Genomic DNA, 17,837 nt, shown 5'->3' on the forward strand with positions numbered 1-17,837 from the left:
TTTGCAGAAAATGAATCATTTTAACCATTTCAACAAGATGACATCTGGTCATAACATATAAAATGTTTTTAATGAGAGCTTTTTTCTACCTTCCCTATCAACAGGAGGTTATTCAAGGATATGCAGGATCATGCGGAACTGAAAAGCCAGCTTCGATCCAGATTGAGACAGAGCCGCGATCTGATGGATGCGAGCATGCGTCAGCAGGCAATGACTAAGATTAATGCTGGGATGAAGCGTGAGCTGGAGCGCCTCAGACAGGACAAGCGGAAGGTCGTGAACAGACCACTCGTCATATTCAGTTATTTGTCCTATGGAAGCGAAGCATCCACAGCGTTTCTGTTTCAAGAGGGTTGGAACCATGGAGATGTGATGTTAGCACCGAAGGTATTGGCAAATCCACCACGAATGGAACTGAGGCAAGTAACCGGAGAACAGGATTTGGAGCCAGGCATATGGGGCATACCAGAACCCAAGGATTCCTGTGAAGTTCTTTCACCTGAAGATTGGCCGGATATCGATCTCGTTCTGGTACCTGGGCTTGGTTATGATCTACATGGAGGGCGCATTGGTTATGGTGGCGGTTATTATGACCGTTTTGCCGAGACGCTTGCAGTACAATGTGCGATGACGGACAAGAAACCGTTGATGGCTGCAATGGTATTGCCGGGTCAGCTACAGGATGAGATTCCGATGGACCTGCTCGATCTGCGGATTGATCTGTTGATAACAACCGAAGGTATATTACATATCGAATAAAGGGTTGTGATGTGATTGAGTTCAGAAGCGAATAACGGCCAGGCTTCCGGTGGCAAACTGACCCATTTTAATGAACAGGGGCGGGCCCGGATGGTTGATATTTCGGGTAAGGAAATTACCGTACGTACGGCTGTGGCCGTAACGAAAGTGACGATGAATCCAGATACACTGGAAGCGATTCGGGAGGGCCGAATCGGCAAAGGTGACGTTCTGGCTGTGGCTCAGATTGCCGGGATTCAAGGGGCAAAGAAAACGTCGGACTGGATTCCGATGTGCCATCCCTTGGCACTGACGGGTGTGGATATTCGTTTTCATGATAACGGAGTGGATGAATTACACATTGAAGTCACTGTCAAAACGGAAGGCAAAACGGGTGTTGAAATGGAGGCGCTCACGGCTGCCTCGGCTGCAGCACTGACGGTCTATGACATGTGCAAGGCGATGCAAAAAGATATGATTATCGGTCCAACCATGCTGAATTCCAAGAGTGGTGGCAAAAACGGCGATTACAGCCGATAAGCAATATTTATTTTCATAGAGGAGAAGGGTGATCTTTATGGTGTGGAGAACAGCAATCCTGACAGCCAGCGACAAAGGAGCCCGCGGGGAACGTGAGGATACGAGTGCACAAGTCATTCGGGAACTGGTGGAAGAAGAGCTGGGTGGTCAAATCGTGGAGTATCGCATCGTTCCGGATGAACCCGATGAGATTATTGCGGCTTTGATTGAGATGACGGATTATTTTCACGCCGATCTGGTGCTGACTACCGGTGGTACGGAGCTGGCCATTCGTGATATTACTCCAGAGGCGACCCGTCGCGTGATTGAACGGGAAGTTCCCGGAATGGCAGAGGCCATGCGTTACAGTGTAATGAGTAAAAACCGTTCTGCCATGCTGTTCCGTGGTGTATGTGGTATTCGTGGACGTACGCTGATTGTCAATCTGCCAGGTACACCGAAGGGTGTGCATGAACATCTGGCTGCCATTATGGATCAGCTTCCGGAAGCGCTGCTCATGGTTACGGGGCAGTTCAAGCAATAAGCAGGTACGGACTCTTAGGCATTATATTTGACTAGACATAAATCGTTGTTGGTTAAAAAATGTGATATCTCTTATTTGTGAATATTGCGGGTTATGTAAGTGGTTACATCTGTGGTATGATGGGCTTAAATTAAGAACGCAGCAGAGACATCTATGACCGTATGGCCGAATATGCGCATCTTTGAACCTTGAAGACGAGGAGGAATATCAATGTTTAGTTCCATTGGACCAACGGGTTTTATTTTGCTGGCCGTGATTGCATTGTTGTTGTTTGGACCCAACAAACTTCCGGAACTGGGACGTGCAGTTGGGCGTACCTTCCGTGAATTCAAAGAGGGCGCTCGCGAGATTATCTCTGAGGATGACTCCTCCAATCGCAAAGAGCAGGAGAAAGCGAAACCGCTGGCGGCTGAGAGCACACCTGCAGACAAGCCTGCTGACAAACGCCTGCCGGAATAATCTTGACGGCAATGAAAGAGAAATCCCTTCCTGCCGGAAGGGTTTTGTATTTTAAGCTGGCAATAATGGGGGGCAGGCATGACGCAGCAAATGGAAGAAATGTCGATTACGGAACATCTGAGCGAGCTGCGGAAGCGGCTGATCTACGTATTAAGCATTTTTGTGCTGGGACTGATTGCAGGATTTTTTGTGGCGGACCCGGTATATCAATATCTGACCAAGTCAGAGTCGGCTAAAGGTTTTGTATTGCATGCCTTCTCGTTCTGGGACGGGATTGGCATCTACATGAAGATTGCCGGTTTGTTTTCACTTATCATTACGCTGCCGTTTACGGTGTATCAAATCTGGAAGTTTGTTAGTCCAGGGCTAAAGCCGCGCGAGCGAAAAGCAACGCTGAAGTATGTGCCCTATGTGTTTCTGTTATTTCTTATAGGTATGGCTTTCTCGTATTATGTCATATTTCCGATGGCACTCGCATTTACAACAGCCATTACGGAGAAGATGGGACTTGTGGAGACCTACGGGATGAAACAGTATTTCAGCTTCCTGTTTGGCATTGTGTTGCCTGTGTCCCTGTTATTTGAGCTTCCTTTACTTATTATGTTCCTGACAGGACTGCGGATTCTGAATCCAATTCGTCTTCGCAAGATGCGTAGGGTCGCTTACTTTGTCTTGATCTTCATTGCAGTGGTTATTACACCGCCAGACTTCATATCCGATCTTCTGGTGATGATTCCCTTGCTCTTGTTATATGAGATTAGTGTGCTTTTATCTGCAATCGTATACCGCAAGCAGCTTGCGGCCGATCAAGAGATTGAATCCCGTTACGTTCGTGCTGAGGATAAGAAGCATGCAGGCTGAATGAAACGATCTGTAATGTGCCCGGAAAAGACGGTCTGTTCTTATCCGGGCTATTTCTGTAGACTGTCACACACAAGGCAGGACAAGCAGGCATAATATGTTCAGCAATGGATACAATGGGAAAGGGACTCTCTGCTAACGTTGCAGAAGGGCACAAGAATTTCGTAGAATAAGAGTAGCGAGTTGCAACATTTATCCAGGCATACCGGGTGTTATTTGGTTGTGTTGGTGTAAATTCAACGTAAATTCTCGCAGGAATTCGTCAAAAGGACTTGAAATCATGCTTCAAGTTGAGTATCATAAAGTTGGTTGTTAGCACTGAACACTGTCGAGTGCTAATACATATGGCTACAACCTACAATGTAACGTTATATAATTTCAAAAGGAGGCTATTTTTCATGATCAGACCTTTAGGTGAACGCGTATTGGTAGAACCACTGGAGCAAGAGCAAACAACTTCTTTCGGGATCGTACTCCCGGACTCCGCCAAAGAAAAACCGCAAGAGGGTAGAATCATTGCAGTTGGTGCTGGAGTATTGAAAGACGGCGTACGTGTGGCTCTGGAAGTGAAAGAAGGAGATCGCGTTATTTTCTCCAAATATGCCGGTACAGAAATCAAATTCGAAGGTAAAGAATATTTGATTATGAAAGAAAGCGATATTCACGCGATTCTCGACTAATTCAAATTTAATCGGACAACCGAACCATATAGCAGTACCATTTTCCAACAAAAACTAGGGAGGTTTTCTTAACATGGCTAAAGACATTAAATTCAGTGAAGACGCTCGTCGCTCCATGCTTCGTGGTGTGGACGCATTGGCTAATGCAGTAAAAGTAACACTCGGTCCTAAAGGCCGTAACGTGGTTCTGGAGAAAAAATTCGGAAGCCCGCTCATCACTAACGATGGTGTAACCATTGCTAAAGAAATCGAACTGGAAGATGCATTCGAGAACATGGGTGCACAACTGGTTAAAGAAGTAGCAACGAAAACCAACGATGTTGCCGGTGACGGTACTACAACAGCAACTGTATTGGCGCAAGCGCTGATCACAGAAGGTCTGAAAAACGTAACAGCGGGCGCTAGCCCAATTGGTATCCGCAAAGGTATCGACAAAGCGGTTAAAGCTGCGGTTGCTGAATTGCAATCCATCTCCAAACCAATTGATTCCAAACAATCCATCGCACAAGTTGCAGCAATCTCTGCAGCTGACGAAGAAGTAGGCGAACTGATCGCTGAAGCTATGGAAAAAGTGGGTAAAGACGGCGTAATCACTGTAGAAGAATCCAAAGGATTCGCTACAGAGCTTGAAGTGGTTGAAGGTATGCAATTCGACCGTGGATACATCTCTCCTTACATGATCACAGATACGGACAAAATGGAAGCTGTTTTGGACAACCCGTACATCTTGATCACAGACAAAAAAATCTCCAGCACGCAAGACATCTTGCCATTGCTTGAGAAAATCGTTCAACAAGGCAAACCGCTGGTATTGATCGCTGAAGATATCGAAGGCGAAGCACTGGCTATGCTGGTTGTGAACAAATTGCGTGGTACATTCAATGCTGTAGCTGTTAAAGCTCCAGGATTCGGTGACCGTCGTAAAGCAATGCTGCAAGACATCGCAGCCCTCACTGGTGGCCAATTGATCACGGAAGAACTGGGTCTGGACCTGAAATCCGCTGTTGTGGAACAACTGGGTACAGCTCGTCAAATCCGTGTAACGAAAGAAAACACAATCATCGTTGACGGTGCTGGTAACAAATCCGATATCGATGCACGTGTTAGCCAAATCCGTACACAACTGGAAGAAACAACTTCCGAGTTCGACAAAGAGAAACTGCAAGAGCGTCTGGCTAAATTGTCCGGCGGTGTAGCAGTAATCAAAGTTGGTGCGGCTACTGAAACAGAATTGAAAGAACGCAAACTTCGCATCGAAGATGCCCTGAACGCAACTCGCGCTGCGGTTGAAGAAGGTATCGTATCCGGTGGTGGTACAGCGCTCATGAACGTATATAGCGCGGTTGCGGCTGTAGCTCTGTCCGGTGACGAGCAAACAGGCGTAAACATCGTCCTGCGTGCTCTGGAAGCACCAATCCGCACAATCGCAGCTAACGCTGGCGAAGAAGGTTCCGTAATCGTGGAACGTCTGAAAAAAGAACAAACAGGAATCGGCTTCAACGCTGCAACTGGCGAGTGGGTTAACATGATCGAAGCTGGTATCGTTGACCCTGCGAAAGTAACTCGTTATGCATTGCAAAACGCTGCTTCCGTAGCAGCAATGTTCTTGACTACAGAAGCGGTTATCGCTGACAAACCAGAACCAGCAGGTGCTGGTGGCGGAATGCCTGACATGGGCGGTATGGGTGGAATGGGCGGCATGATGTAATAAAGGTGTAAAAACCTTTGTAATGCCGATTAGATGAAAGGCTCCCGAGAGGGAGTCTTTTTTTATATAATTAGATTAAAGTGCTCTGAATAGGAAGCCCTGAGATTGAAACCTTGTTTCTATGATTTCGTATGTACAGTGATACATAGAAGGTTTATTAGGAACTATTTGAGGAGGAAATGATTTGAGAAAGGGTACGAAGTGGGTATTATGGATTCTGGGCTTGATGCTCGCTGCAATTTTTATCAACTTCTATATGAATCTATATAGCTTCGCTTATGCACTGATTACGGTGCTATTACTTGCCTTTATGGGGTGGGGATTCTTAGCAAAGTTAAAGAATGACGTTCGTCAGCATGAAGATCATCATAGAAGAGAGCATCAGTCTGCGAACGATGATATCGATCGATACACCAGGTAATAACTAACCAGCATATTAGGAATATCATCAAAAATTACGTTACAGGCAAAATAGGCTGAAATGAGTAAAGGCTCCGTGAGGGAGTCTTTTTTGTTGATTTTTTTTAAAAAAAGTACTGATGTTTTCTTCTATTGCTAAACAAAGAGTTGTTAAGTAAAATTAACATATGAATAAGTGTTCATATATAAATATATAAACCGTATTGGAGATGATACATATGTACGATGTATTGGTTATCGGAGCTGGACAAGCAGGCTTGGCAGCAGGTTACTATCTTCAGCAGTCGGGGTTAACTATTTTAATCGTTGATGCTGCCTCATCTATCGGGGAATCTTGGCGTAAACGGTACGATTCCTTACGTCTTTTTACCCCGCGAATGTATGATGAGTTACCTGGAATGCCTCTTAGTGGAAATGAAAATAGTCTGCCAAGCAAAGATGAAATTGCAGATTATTTGGAAAGTTACGCCAAGCAAATGCATCTTCCTATAAAGTTAAACTGTTTAATCTCCCGTCTCACGAAGCAAGATGAGATGTACTATGCTGAAACTAATGATGGAATGATTGAAGCGCGCAATATTATCGTTGCGACGGGGCCTTTCCAGACCAAGAATGTTCCTCAGTTTGCGAAATCATTATCCGAGCATGTGATTCAGCTTCACTCATCAGAATATAGAAATATTTCTCAATTGATCCCTGGAGCAACAGTAGTTGTAGGCGGAGGCAATTCAGGTGCCCAAATCGCTGTAGAGTTAGCATCAGATGAACAACAAACCGTATACATATCCATAGCTCGAAATATTACTTTTAGGCCTTTGCATATCATGAAACGAAGTATATTCTGGTATTTTGAAAAGCTAGGCGTATTACGTGCAAGTGCAGATCGTATGGTTGGAAAATGGTTGCGAAATCAGCCTGAGTACGTATATGGTTATGAGTTAAAAGAGTTGATGATCGAAGGGAAAGTTAACATGCGCCCACGTGCTGTAAATGCAATAGATGACCGCATCCTATATGAGGATGGTAGTGAGACACGAATAGACAATATTATCTGGGCGACTGGATTTAAGCGAAACGATAGTTGGATCGATATCAATACTGCTTTTGATGCCCAAGGTGCAATTTTACATGAGAGAGGCGTATCACCGGTTGCTGGACTGTACTTTGTAGGACTACCTTGGCAAACATCACGAGGTTCAGCACTGTTGGGATGGGTCAAGTACGATGCTCAGAGAATCGTTAGTCATATCAAAGGTAAATCATATTAAACTATACAAAGCGATTGGAAGGTTATTCTGTCATCGTAGTGTCTGTGTAAATAACTTTAGTTCAACTTTATAGATTAGATATCAGGAATGATTAGCAAATATCATAATTCACATTTTTGGGTATATTCCTAAAAGGAGGGATATTATGAAATTGTTTAAACTGCCAATGATTCTTTGTGTTATAGTGCTTTTATCTATTCTCTCAGCTTGTGGTGCGGATGATATAATCCGCGGAAAGAGCGATAACTGGAATATAGCTCTTCAGAGATCGACAGGAATCTATACTATAACCTACATCGGTGATGAAAAGCGTATAAAGGATTTTGTGTTTGACCTTACTGGCAACAATTTATCACAACAGGGGAAATCACTTGAAGAAGAAGGGGTACCGTTCACAATGTCGGGAACAATTACTGAGACGGAGAAAATGAAAAATCCGATTACCTTTAAAATGAGTTGGAACAATCAAAGCGAGATTGTAACTTTTGAGTAACGCTCGTATGGTGGGGGTGTCCATCATTGGTTTGGTGGCAAACACTGAACTATTCAAACAGTACATATCACACGTAAGGCCGTTCCTTCATGGAGCGGCCTTTTTACACAATCGCATCTTATTTCGCAACAGTTATTTCAAACGTCGAGTGATCATGATCCTGAACGCTGAAGCGATATTCCAATCCGTTGCGAATAGTCGCTCCATCAAAATCAGACTGATTCACATCACGATCCAATAGACCGATATCCTGGATGACATCTTGTGCATCGTTATACGTGTACTCACTATTGGTTGTGAGAATGAGTGTGGCGATAGCAGTCAAAAAAATTCCACCCGTTGGTTTACGCGTATCACCAGTTCCATATAACCTGACTTCCTGTACGCTCTCATCTGCATTCACTACACCAACCAAGCGCAATTCATCATTGAATATATACTCGAAAGCGCTAGTGCCCTGCTCAGAAGAGTTATTCATATTCAAGCGGGTAATACTCAAACCATTCAGTCGGTATTTGCCCACGGCACCATTAAACTTGTTTTGGAATTCATCGGTAGTCATATGAAGACCAGAAAGTTCGATCTGAGATGAAGGGGGCTGATCTTCTCCAGACTGAGAAGAGTTCGAAGATAAAGTCAGCATGCCATACAACCCAATTGAAGCAATGGCAAAACAGGCCGTTGTTAGAAAAATGTATTTGATCGGCAACCTATTACCTTTGCGCATAGATAAGATCATCAGAACAAGAAATCCCAAGAAAGTAATGAAACCAAGAATGAAAAGAGCGGTAAACAGATATTGCAAATTCTCACCTCGTAATCAAAATAATTTCATCGTTCAAGCACCCCATTTATTATAATGTTCTCATGAAAAACTTCAAACTCATACATCAAGGCAGGCAGAAGCTGAAATCAATTCATTACTGCTGGGATCAAAGCATCCCAATGCTCTCCATTGATCTCTCCTTCGAATCGATAAACTGGCTGATAATAACCTTTCGAATCATAGGTGTAAGTCAATTCATACTTGTTCACATTTAGTTTGTCTCCTTTCTTTAAGCTGTTATAGATATAAAAGTTTCCCTTGGGAATTTCTTCGTATGCCTCAGCCGGACTGATAATATCAACGACTCGCACATAAATATTTTTATTCATAAAGTATAATAAATTCTGAGGAATCATAGGTTCTGCTGATGGGACAATGATAATTAGTCCGGTATCATAATCACTGTCACCCTTCGCGATATCTGTAACTTTTTTTTCGATATCCCATCGAACCGTGTCTCCATTTTGCGTGCTGAATATCGCTTTCTTAGGCAATAAGTCATTCTGAGTCAACCAACTGCCGTACTCTTGTCCTTGTTTGATTAAATCTTCAGGCTCTACAGGAGTGTTTGCTTCGATATTAGATGCCAGCGACCATGTGCCTCTGCTGACGTCATAATTAAAGGTAAATTCTGTTCCCGTATTGTCAAGAAAAGTCCAAATTCGGTTGTATCCATCAATAGATATGCTACCTTTCTGATGTAATTCAAAATAATCTTTCATTAGAGAGGCAACTCGTTTGGCATATTCCAGGTTGTGGATTTCACTACTGCGATAAAGAGACACTTTCTCGGCCTCATCCGGTAACCTTGTGTTAAGCGTGATTTCGACTTGATTCATATTTTGAGAAATAGCTGGACGTATGGAGAGATTACCAAGTTCTTTGTTGTGATAAATGATAAAAGCACTGGAAAAAAGCATCGTAAAAACTAGTGGTATGCAGAGTGCCTTCCATAGTGATCTTAAGGTGATCTTTCTTTGCTCAACACTGTCGAGGATCGCTCTCATCAACAAATATCCTGCCATACTACCTAGTGTATTATGTAGAATATCATCAAGTTCAAATATTCCCCTGCCGGTGCTCATTTGAAAAATTTCGATACCCAACGTTACCAACAGCGATATGAGTAGCACGGGCTTAACGTGACGCGTTTTCATTCCGATATGCGGAAGTATGAAACCGAGTGGTGCGAACATCAACATGTTAAAAATGATGAGCTGAAATTCGCTCAACGACCATTGATTCCATGCATTTATATAGCCACTGAATAGCTCTAAATTGATCCAACCCTCATAATTAGCTCCTCTGCTAAATGTGGTTAAAGTCATGACAATGACAAACCAACCCAAGAGCAAAAATGACGCTATAAATTGTCTCCGGGTTATGCTTCGTTTACCCCCTCTTTTTTTATATGCAATATACACGGAATAAGTAATACCGATTACAACAACTCCCGCAGCCAATGCAATAGCTAAGATAGGCAATATTCTGCCTATAATCTGTATTAAATCCATTTGTAAACCCTCCATTTATTTAATGTTCATTGTCAGCCTCTTGTTGGTTTAAAGTATAATCAATGTTGGTTGTAACTCCTATGTATCTATCTTTCACGAATCTTTCAATAATGTAAGGTTGTATGAATACAAAAAAAAGCACTGCCGGCATACTGCCAGCAGTGCTTGCTTGATGTTATACAGGTCTTACGGTAAAGGTGAAGTGATACGCACGGTTGGCTGGCAAGGTGTACTCAGCATGGGTACGTGCGCCCCAACTGTCATCCCCACCGACACCCATTTGTTTGTAATTGATACGTGCCACGGTCTGCGTGCTCTGAGGCAATTTATACACATGGTCATTGGCTTCGAGTTCCTCAGGTGTCCACGGCAACGCATTGATTTCAAATGGGATGGTGGCTTCAACATGCAGACCACTTGGACCATCTGCTGACGTAATTTCAGCGTAACGTACATCGGTTTTATTTCCGCACTCTTGTGGTTTCAGGTATGGAACGAATTGATCCGCAACCGTACCTGTGTAATAGCCGAGACGTGCACTAGTCAGACGGTCTGCGTAGTTGTCGTGTGGCCCTCTGCCGTACCAAGAGATTGTATCCAGACTGTTACTCAGTTGCATCAGCATACCGAACTCCGGTAGATCAGGTAAGCCTTCGCCTGGAACAAGAGTTTGGCTGATTTCCAATACGCCATCCGGGTCAATTCGGTACGAGATGGACAGCGTACATCCCGGATGTGAATCCCACGTATAATCGGTCGTCACGAGAATGCCTTGTTCGTCTACATGGTGCTCGAAGCGAATTAATCTGCTGGTAGCGTGAGCATCCCTCCAGAAGGCAGAACGCTCATTCAGGCGGTTCCCCATATCGTTGTCTGTCATGGCTCTCCAGAAATTCGGGCGGACAGGTGCGAGCAATTGCTCCTGATTGTTGATTTGATAGGACGTGAGCGTGCCAGTAGCTGAATTGAAGCTCAACGTGACTTGGCCTGTAGCGACTTTCAATTCATCTTGCACACTCTGAACATGTAGCGCATTGCTATGTCCTTGGTGTACCGGTTGGATTGGACGCAAGCGCGGAGATACTGCGAACTGATCCCAGGCAATCTCATGACCTGTTCCTGCCCATTTGGTTGCAACTTTCGTAACCAGAGATACAGTCAACACCGCTTCCTTGAACAAATCAGACGATGGCGTATATGGGATACGGACTTCAGCCGATTCGCCAGGAGGTGCTTCGATATCCAGCATGCCGTTCTCTACGGAAACACCATCGTGTGCCAGTGTCCATACGAGCGAATATTCGCTCAGATCCGTGAACAGGAACTGGTTTCGGATGCGCAGCAAGCCGTCTTTTATATCAACAGCTTCCATACGAACGTTCTGATAACATTTCTTCACTTCTTCCAGCTTCGGTGTAACCGTCTTATCGGCCAGAATCAGTCCGTTACCGCAGAAATTGCCATCATGCGGGGATTCACCGAAGTCTCCGCCATAAGCGAAATATTCAACACCGTCTGCCGTAGTGGTACGAATGGACTGATCGACCCAGTCCCAGATGAATGCACCCTGCAACACATCATATTTATCGAACAAATCCCAATACAGATGCAGACCACCGCAGGAGTTACCCATGGCATGGCTGTATTCGCAGATAATATAAGGTTTCTTCGGTCCTTGCATGCGAGCATAATTCTCTACATTTTCAGGGCTGATATACATCGTCGATTCAATATCGCTTGCTGAATCAGAAGGGCGATAGTGGAAAGTCCCTTCATAATGAACGAGACGGGTTGGATCGACTTGTTTCAGATAATCGTACATGGTGATGAAGTTATCGCCGCCGAATGACTCATTACCCAGAGACCATATAATCACGGACGCATGGTTTTTGTCCCGCTGGAACATCGAGTTACAGCGATCGATTACGTTATTACGCCATTCCGGCTTGCTCGCGGGAATGTTATTCTCATTCATTTCCTTTTGCCCATAGTACCACGTGCCGTGAGTCTCCAAGTTCGTTTCGTCAATGACATACAGACCATATTCATCACACAGTTCGTACCAGAGTGACTGATTCGGATAATGGGATGTGCGCACGGCGTTAACGTTATAGGACTTCATCAGCTCGATGTCACGGATCATGTCTTCCCGCCCAATGGCTCGACCGGTATCCGGGGAAAACTCATGACGATTCACACCTTTGAACACAATGCGTTTGCCGTTGATTTGCATCAGGCCGTCTTTCAGTTCAAACTTGCGGAATCCAATGCGGCTGCGAACAGCCTCCAGCGTTTCGCCTGATTCGTTCTGAATGGACAGCACAAGTGTATATAGATGAGGGGACTCGGCGCTCCATAGAAGCGGCTTTATAACCTCTGCTGACAACTTAAATGAAAGTTCATCCTCGCCCTGGAACGTAACGGCCGCAGTAAGTGGCTGTTTTAATACAGTCTGTTGCTGTGCATCATAGAGCTGTGCCTGAACGGACAATCCGGCAGTGGTCTGCGCGGCATTATGATTAAATAATTTCATATCCAGCAGTAGCTCCGCATCCTGATACGCGTCATCCAGTTCGGTCCGAACAAAGAAATCGGCGATCTGAACCGGTGAAGGTGAATGCAGGTATACACCACGGAAGATGCCGCTTAACCGCCAGAAATCCTGATTCTCCAGCCAGCTTGCATCACACCAGCGATATACCTCCACAGCCAGTTTGTTCTCACCTTCCGTTAGATACGCAGTGATATCAAACTCAGCGGGTGTGAACGTGTCCTCGCTATAACCGACCAATTCCCCGTTAACCCATACATAAAAGGCAGATTCAACGCCCTCAAAGTGCAGCAGGACAGGCCGGTCTTTCCAATCTCCAGGAACCGTAAACGTACGGATATACGAACCCACCGGATTATAAGTTGTTGGTGCAAATGGTGGCTTCAGTTCAGGCTCACGCTCGACCCACGGATACGTCATATTCGTATATTGGGGATAATCGTAACCTTGTAGCTGCCAGTTGGAAGGAACGGCGATCTCGTCCCAGTCACTGGCATCATAGTTGTTCTCATAAAAGGATGAAATCCGCTGCTCTGGTGTCTCCGCAAAGGCAAACTTCCATTGACCATTCAGCGATTCGTACCACGGTGATGCACTGGATTCATTGGACAATGCTTCTTCCACGAATGGAAACGCTACCATAGACGCATGTGCGGGTAGACGGCCTACTTGAAAAGTTTCGGGATTGTTGTTCCATTCCGGGTATCCATTCGCCGGAGGGGTATGTATTAGTTTCTTTCGCATAACAGCAACTCCTTCTGAAATGTTATAATATTGTCATTATAGAATTGAATTGATACTTAGAAAATAAAGAATATTGCCCATATATATCACAATATGAAACTAACGACGGAGAGAGTGGTGTACTGGATGGATACCCGGATTTTTTTTGGTAAAACAGAAGAAGCTGCTCGCCTGCCGATCTATATGACCACGGTTGGATACTGGGAGCACCAATATGAAACTGAGCGTCCAGAGGGATTCCCGGATTATCAGATCCACCAGATCATTCATGGTCAGGGGAGACTAATTATACAAGACGAAGAGTACATCGTCGGACCAGGTGACGTTTTCGTTCTGTACCCTGATGTTCCGCATAAATATATGCCCATCAGTGACCGCTGGGAGCTGGCTTGGGTCTCGTTTCAGGGGAGAGAGGCCAGTCAGCTATTATCTTATGCAGGTATTACCGGTTCACGCGTGTGCAGACTCCGGACAGCCACACTGCTGCATGGACTGGAGCAACTTCTGGTTAGAGGTGAGAATGGCGGTGATACGGATTATGCAGATTACGATGTGGAGTGTTCCAAACAATTATATGCTCTGTTGCTGGATCTGAAGCCACTACTCATCGTATCTGCCAACTATAATGATGATCTGGAGCGCTTGAAGCCTGTGCTGCGTTATATCGCAGAGCATCTGGATCGTTCACTGTCGCTGAAGGAACTGGCCGATGTGGCGGTCGTGTCTCCTCAATATTTGTGCAGACTGTTTCAGAAGGCGCTCCATACCAGACCTGTATTTTACGTGAACCAGGAACGAATCAATCGGAGCAAACAACTCATGTTCAGTGAGAGAGAGCTCCGAATCTATGAAGTTGCTGATCGGGTGGGCTACGAGAACGCCAGTTATTTCTGTGCGATGTTCAAAAGGCATACAGGCATGAGTCCGGAGCGTTTCCGTAAACTGCACGGACTGAGTTGATGGAGTTACAATTTCAATGCTCCACTTGCGGTAGGAGCAACAGAGTATACCTCACTTAAATGACATGCCAGATACACCTTCATCCAACCCTCGGAATCGTTCAGATCAACACCTAGAATCTCCTCTATTTTGCGCAGGCGCAGGTACAACGTATTGGTATGAATATGCAGACGTTCGGCTGTGGTTTGCACTGAACGATTCGCGGCAATGTAGGTTTTGAGTGTGAGTTCAAGTTCTCCTGATTTTTGCTGTTGAAGAGGGGACAGAATTTCGTGAATGTAGTTCTCGATATCGGACGGTTCCTGATTCAGAAACAGCCGATTAATCCCGATTTCTTCGTAGAGCATCAGGCCCGCTTTGTTCTGTTTCAGCAAAAAGGACAACGAGCGTGTAGCCTCGTCATTGCTTTTGGACACATATTCAAGCCCTTGATAAAGTCCACCAATGCCAATGGATAGGGCAGGAGTCTTGGAGGTGGTCCATTTCTCCACGGCCGTTTCCAGTCTGTTGATGATCCAGTGTCTGACCTTTGGCTCGGATGCAGCAGCCAGAATCGTAATTTTGTGATGTGCACTGAACAATAGATGTTCACGGGTGCCCAGCTCCTTTTCGATAAATCCAATCAACTTGCGTACCCAATTTTCAGTTGTTTTCATATCAGGATGTTCCCCATAGAGCTGCAATTGAGCGACGAACAAGGACTGATGGGCTGGCAACTGAAAGCTGGAAAGTCGGGCCTCCAACTGCTGTGGTTCTCTATACTGCACCAGATCGCTGAAGAAATCGTGGTTTTTCCGATAGGACATCTCGGTGAGTGAGTAAGTATTCACCATCTCTAGCATCACAATAGCTCCGCCTTGTTCCAAAATCACATGATCCAACTGCCCTAAAGGATGATCTAATTGGATGGCAAAACAGCCAAGCACCAGAGATCCATTCACAATGGGATAGAGGTAATAATCGCTATGATCTGCTCCACCGGATAAGGTGATGGGGTTAAACTGACTGTCCAGAACGGTATAGATATCGAGCTCACTTAGCAAGGCACTTTCCGGGATGAGCGGGTACCAGTCATTCCTCGCCATGTCCACATAATAGGTGGGAAGCTTCAGCATCGATCCAACCGTCTCAATGATATGTCCAAGGCTCACATGTTCTATGGAAAGTGCCGTGAATTGATTATGGATTTCATTGCGGCTAACGAGATATCGGTTCGTTTCCAGCAGTTCTGAATACATGGTGGCGTTGGAGATGGCAATGGCTGCCTGATCCGCAAACCCCTGCATTATATTCAGATCATGTGGGGCAAATCGTCTGTTTTGTTCAAATTGGTATACCAGCATCACCCCGATTTTGTGGGTGTTCATAGTCACGGGAACGGCGATAAGTCCTTTTGCCATAATACCGTCAGGCAGTGAACTTACAATGATATCCGCATTCTCCTGACTGACATTGCCCATATCTTCAAAGGCATCATCCGGTGTGCTATACATTCGGCCAATGCCTTCCTCGTATACTTTTCCCGTAATGCCCTCATCCAGCTCGCCCTGATATTGATACACACTATCCTGAAAACCGACTTTGGCTCTAGGGATCATCTTGCCAGAGTCCGGATCAACCATCATGAACAGTCCGCAGGAAAGGGAGGGGATGACATGCAGCGCATTCTCCATGATTTTGAGTAACAAGTCATTCAGCTCCAGGGAACAGGTCAGCTCCCGCAGTCCGGTCAACCATCGATCATTGTGTGCACGTTCCATCTCAATCTGCTGTTTCAGCAGTCCTTCCCGAATCAAAGACTCCAGACGTTCACTCTGTAGCAGAGTCAGTTGCTTCTGGGTATCGATAACCACACGAATGTTGATATTGGACAAAAAAACAAACGTATACCTGAGAATCTTCCAGGATGACTCGAGCTGTTCTTGATCTGTATATTCAGGTACCTCTCCTTCACGCAGCCAGTTATTCCACTGGAAATCGTATTCATCCTTGATCCAGATTCCGTACGGAGCAGATCCAAAGACCTGAACCATAAATGAGCGAACCGCTTCATGAATCATAGCAAACGTACCCCTTTCGTGTTCACATGGAAAAATGCTTACATATATAACATGATCATCACTATGCTGTGTAATTTATAATCTATATTGTTTATATCACCATAATTATAATCAGAATGCTGTTGCTATCAACAATGACATTATACATTTGCAACTTATATAATGTCATTAACTTTAACACGATACAATTTCATCGTAGTACAACAGTAGAGAGGTGGAGTGCAGATGAGTCAAATTACTGCTTTTGTAGGTGCATTGTTGATTGATGGACAAGGTGGAGAGCCTGTTTCCGATAGTGTGGTTCTGGTTCAGAATGGGAAATTCATAGCTGCGGGCGCGAAGGCAACCGTCCCAATTCCGGAACATGCCGAGCTTGTTGATGTAACAGGCAAAACGGTGATGCCCGGATTAATTGATGCTCATGTCCATGTACACGGGGCCAAAAATCTGAATATGGCTGCGGTGGCGCTGGAAGCCAATGAACTTCAGATGGGAAGAGCACTTCAGGATCTGCCGAAGCTAATCAACGCGGGCTTTACAACCGTCAGGGATGTCGGAAGCCATGTTGCTGTATACATTCGCGATCTGATCAAGGAAGGTGTGGTGAAGGGGCCGCGGATTAAAACTTCCCGTCATATGCTTTCTCAGACGGGTGGGCATGCAGATATCCATATGATTCCAACGGAACTGAATATCTTCACCGTGTGTGACGGCGTTCCGGAAGTCATTAAGGCAACTCGCACGCAGTTCCGTGAAGGGGCGGATTTTATTAAAGTGTGTTCCACAGGCGGGGTACTTTCGGAGAAAGATGACCCTCGCTGGTCGCAATTCCGCATGGATGAGCTGAAGGCAATCGTGTATGAAGCGGAAGCGGTACAGTCTTATGTGGCTGCACATGCGCAAGGTGCACAGGGGATCAAAAATGCGCTGGAAGCGGGCGTACGCACCATTGAACACGGGATCTACGTTGATGAAGAAGGCATTGGCATGATGCTGGATCAAAAGGCGGTTCTGGTTCCAACGTTGGCCATTGTACATCGGATCATCAAAGAAGGGCATAAATACGGTGTTCCCGAATTTGGCATCCGCAAAGCCAAAAGTGTATATCAGGAGCATATTGAGAACATGATTATTGCGCGTAAGGCAGGCGTAACCATTGCAGTAGGGACAGATTTCTGCACGTGTGCACCTGTTGAGCATGGCGGGAATGCGCTCGAACTTCGATTGCTTGTTGAAGATGTTGGATTTACACCGATGGAAGCGATCGTAGCTGCAACGAGAGATGCGGCGAGAGCGATGCAGATGGAAGCGGAGATCGGTACGATTGAACCCGGCAAAGCTGCTGATCTGCTGGTATTGAATGTGAATCCGTTGACGGATATTGGACTGCTCGAAAACACAGAGAATATCGAACAGGTCTATTTATCAGGTGAACGCTTGAAATAAGAAAGATGGTTCTACGTGTACTGAACTGCACTGACAACATAGAGAA

The 17,837-nt window shown here is 45.2% G+C and carries 16 protein-coding genes; 12 read left to right on the top strand and 4 right to left on the bottom strand.

Annotation, left to right across the window (positions count from 1 at the left end):
• The first annotated feature begins 120 nt into the window (after nt 1–120).
• The 10 genes from PAHA3_RS00975 (at nt 121) to PAHA3_RS01020 (ending at nt 7,690) form a co-directional block, all read left to right on the top strand.
• The gene (locus PAHA3_RS00975) at nt 121–759 is read left to right on the top strand and encodes a 5-formyltetrahydrofolate cyclo-ligase (RefSeq protein ID WP_062833072.1); all 639 of its coding nucleotides are present in this window, start codon (nt 121–123) and stop codon (nt 757–759) included.
• Nucleotides 760–774: 15 nt separating this feature from the next.
• Entirely contained in the window at nt 775–1,278 is a 504-nt protein-coding gene (moaC, locus tag PAHA3_RS00980; RefSeq protein WP_303048966.1) for a cyclic pyranopterin monophosphate synthase MoaC, read from the top strand.
• Nucleotides 1,279–1,315: 37 nt separating this feature from the next.
• Nucleotides 1,316–1,801 carry a MogA/MoaB family molybdenum cofactor biosynthesis protein gene (locus PAHA3_RS00985; protein ID WP_017690080.1) on the top strand — a complete coding sequence of 162 codons (486 nt, stop codon included), beginning with the start codon at nt 1,316–1,318 and terminating at the stop codon, nt 1,799–1,801.
• 210 nt (nt 1,802–2,011) lie between these two features.
• Nucleotides 2,012–2,260 carry a twin-arginine translocase TatA/TatE family subunit gene (gene tatA, locus PAHA3_RS00990; RefSeq protein ID WP_036668966.1) on the top strand — a complete coding sequence of 83 codons (249 nt, stop codon included), beginning with the start codon at nt 2,012–2,014 and terminating at the stop codon, nt 2,258–2,260.
• A 78-nt stretch (nt 2,261–2,338) separates the two neighbouring features.
• Complete coding sequence (gene tatC, locus PAHA3_RS00995) at nt 2,339–3,121, top strand: twin-arginine translocase subunit TatC (RefSeq protein ID WP_062833073.1); 783 nt, start codon at nt 2,339–2,341, stop codon at nt 3,119–3,121.
• Between the two features lie 398 nt (nt 3,122–3,519).
• A complete protein-coding gene (gene groES / locus PAHA3_RS01000; RefSeq protein ID WP_017690077.1) occupies nt 3,520–3,801 on the top strand; it encodes a co-chaperone GroES in 282 nt (93 codons plus the stop codon).
• 73 nt (nt 3,802–3,874) lie between these two features.
• Nucleotides 3,875–5,509, top strand: a complete 1,635-nt coding sequence (groL, locus tag PAHA3_RS01005) for a chaperonin GroEL (protein WP_036611259.1) — start codon at nt 3,875–3,877, stop codon at nt 5,507–5,509.
• 184 nt (nt 5,510–5,693) lie between these two features.
• Entirely contained in the window at nt 5,694–5,930 is a 237-nt protein-coding gene (locus tag PAHA3_RS01010) for a hypothetical protein (protein WP_062833074.1), read from the top strand.
• A 208-nt stretch (nt 5,931–6,138) separates the two neighbouring features.
• Nucleotides 6,139–7,197, top strand: coding sequence for a flavin-containing monooxygenase (locus PAHA3_RS01015; RefSeq protein ID WP_062833075.1), 1,059 nt, complete (start codon nt 6,139–6,141; stop codon nt 7,195–7,197).
• A 145-nt stretch (nt 7,198–7,342) separates the two neighbouring features.
• Nucleotides 7,343–7,690 (top strand): hypothetical protein, encoded by a 348-nt coding sequence (locus PAHA3_RS01020; protein ID WP_062833076.1) that lies wholly within the window; start codon nt 7,343–7,345, stop codon nt 7,688–7,690.
• A gap of 118 nt (nt 7,691–7,808) precedes the next feature.
• On the opposite strand, the gene PAHA3_RS01025 is transcribed toward PAHA3_RS01020, so the two are convergent.
• From PAHA3_RS01025 to PAHA3_RS01035, 3 genes are all read right to left on the bottom strand, one after another.
• A complete protein-coding gene (locus tag PAHA3_RS01025) occupies nt 7,809–8,417 on the bottom strand; it encodes a hypothetical protein (protein WP_153028161.1) in 609 nt (202 codons plus the stop codon).
• A gap of 185 nt (nt 8,418–8,602) precedes the next feature.
• Nucleotides 8,603–10,030 carry a VanZ family protein gene (locus tag PAHA3_RS01030; protein ID WP_062833078.1) on the bottom strand — a complete coding sequence of 476 codons (1,428 nt, stop codon included), beginning with the start codon at nt 10,028–10,030 and terminating at the stop codon, nt 8,603–8,605.
• A 175-nt stretch (nt 10,031–10,205) separates the two neighbouring features.
• A complete protein-coding gene (locus PAHA3_RS01035) occupies nt 10,206–13,325 on the bottom strand; it encodes a glycoside hydrolase family 2 TIM barrel-domain containing protein (protein WP_062833079.1) in 3,120 nt (1,039 codons plus the stop codon).
• Between the two features lie 93 nt (nt 13,326–13,418).
• Here PAHA3_RS01035 and PAHA3_RS01040 point away from each other — a divergent pair, with 93 nt between their 5' ends.
• Nucleotides 13,419–14,285: a helix-turn-helix transcriptional regulator gene (locus PAHA3_RS01040; protein ID WP_235599346.1), complete on the top strand. Its 867-nt coding sequence runs from the start codon at nt 13,419–13,421 to the stop codon at nt 14,283–14,285.
• A 5-nt stretch (nt 14,286–14,290) separates the two neighbouring features.
• Here the strand turns inward: PAHA3_RS01040 and PAHA3_RS01045 are convergent, their stop codons facing one another.
• The gene (locus PAHA3_RS01045) at nt 14,291–16,345 is read right to left on the bottom strand and encodes a helix-turn-helix domain-containing protein (RefSeq protein WP_062833081.1); all 2,055 of its coding nucleotides are present in this window, start codon (nt 16,343–16,345) and stop codon (nt 14,291–14,293) included.
• Nucleotides 16,346–16,570: 225 nt separating this feature from the next.
• Between PAHA3_RS01045 and PAHA3_RS01050 the strand changes: the two genes are divergently transcribed.
• Complete coding sequence (locus PAHA3_RS01050; RefSeq protein WP_062833082.1) at nt 16,571–17,791, top strand: metal-dependent hydrolase family protein; 1,221 nt, start codon at nt 16,571–16,573, stop codon at nt 17,789–17,791.
• The last annotated feature ends 46 nt before the right edge of the window (nt 17,792–17,837 follow it).

Origin of the sequence: Paenibacillus amylolyticus, assembly GCF_001570725.1 — a bacterium.
In the GTDB taxonomy this organism is placed as follows: domain Bacteria; phylum Bacillota; class Bacilli; order Paenibacillales; family Paenibacillaceae; genus Paenibacillus; species Paenibacillus amylolyticus_A.

Excerpts from the sequence above, each read along its gene's own strand:
- PAHA3_RS00975 (WP_062833072.1), top strand. The coding sequence starts at position 121 with ATGCAGGATCATGCGGAACTGAAAAGCCAGCTTCGATCCAGATTGAGA.
- PAHA3_RS00985 (WP_017690080.1), top strand. The coding sequence starts at position 1,316 with ATGGTGTGGAGAACAGCAATCCTGACAGCCAGCGACAAAGGAGCCCGC.
- tatA (WP_036668966.1), top strand. The coding sequence starts at position 2,012 with ATGTTTAGTTCCATTGGACCAACGGGTTTTATTTTGCTGGCCGTGATT.
- tatC (WP_062833073.1), top strand. The coding sequence starts at position 2,339 with ATGACGCAGCAAATGGAAGAAATGTCGATTACGGAACATCTGAGCGAG.
- groES (WP_017690077.1), top strand. The coding sequence starts at position 3,520 with ATGATCAGACCTTTAGGTGAACGCGTATTGGTAGAACCACTGGAGCAA.
- groL (WP_036611259.1), top strand. The coding sequence starts at position 3,875 with ATGGCTAAAGACATTAAATTCAGTGAAGACGCTCGTCGCTCCATGCTT.
- PAHA3_RS01015 (WP_062833075.1), top strand. The coding sequence starts at position 6,139 with ATGATACATATGTACGATGTATTGGTTATCGGAGCTGGACAAGCAGGC.
- PAHA3_RS01020 (WP_062833076.1), top strand. The coding sequence starts at position 7,343 with ATGAAATTGTTTAAACTGCCAATGATTCTTTGTGTTATAGTGCTTTTA.
- PAHA3_RS01025 (WP_153028161.1), bottom strand. The coding sequence starts at position 8,417 with ATGCGCAAAGGTAATAGGTTGCCGATCAAATACATTTTTCTAACAACG.
- PAHA3_RS01030 (WP_062833078.1), bottom strand. The coding sequence starts at position 10,030 with ATGGATTTAATACAGATTATAGGCAGAATATTGCCTATCTTAGCTATT.
- PAHA3_RS01035 (WP_062833079.1), bottom strand. The coding sequence starts at position 13,325 with ATGCGAAAGAAACTAATACATACCCCTCCGGCGAATGGATACCCGGAA.
- PAHA3_RS01040 (WP_235599346.1), top strand. The coding sequence starts at position 13,419 with ATGAAACTAACGACGGAGAGAGTGGTGTACTGGATGGATACCCGGATT.
- PAHA3_RS01045 (WP_062833081.1), bottom strand. The coding sequence starts at position 16,345 with ATGATTCATGAAGCGGTTCGCTCATTTATGGTTCAGGTCTTTGGATCT.
- PAHA3_RS01050 (WP_062833082.1), top strand. The coding sequence starts at position 16,571 with ATGAGTCAAATTACTGCTTTTGTAGGTGCATTGTTGATTGATGGACAA.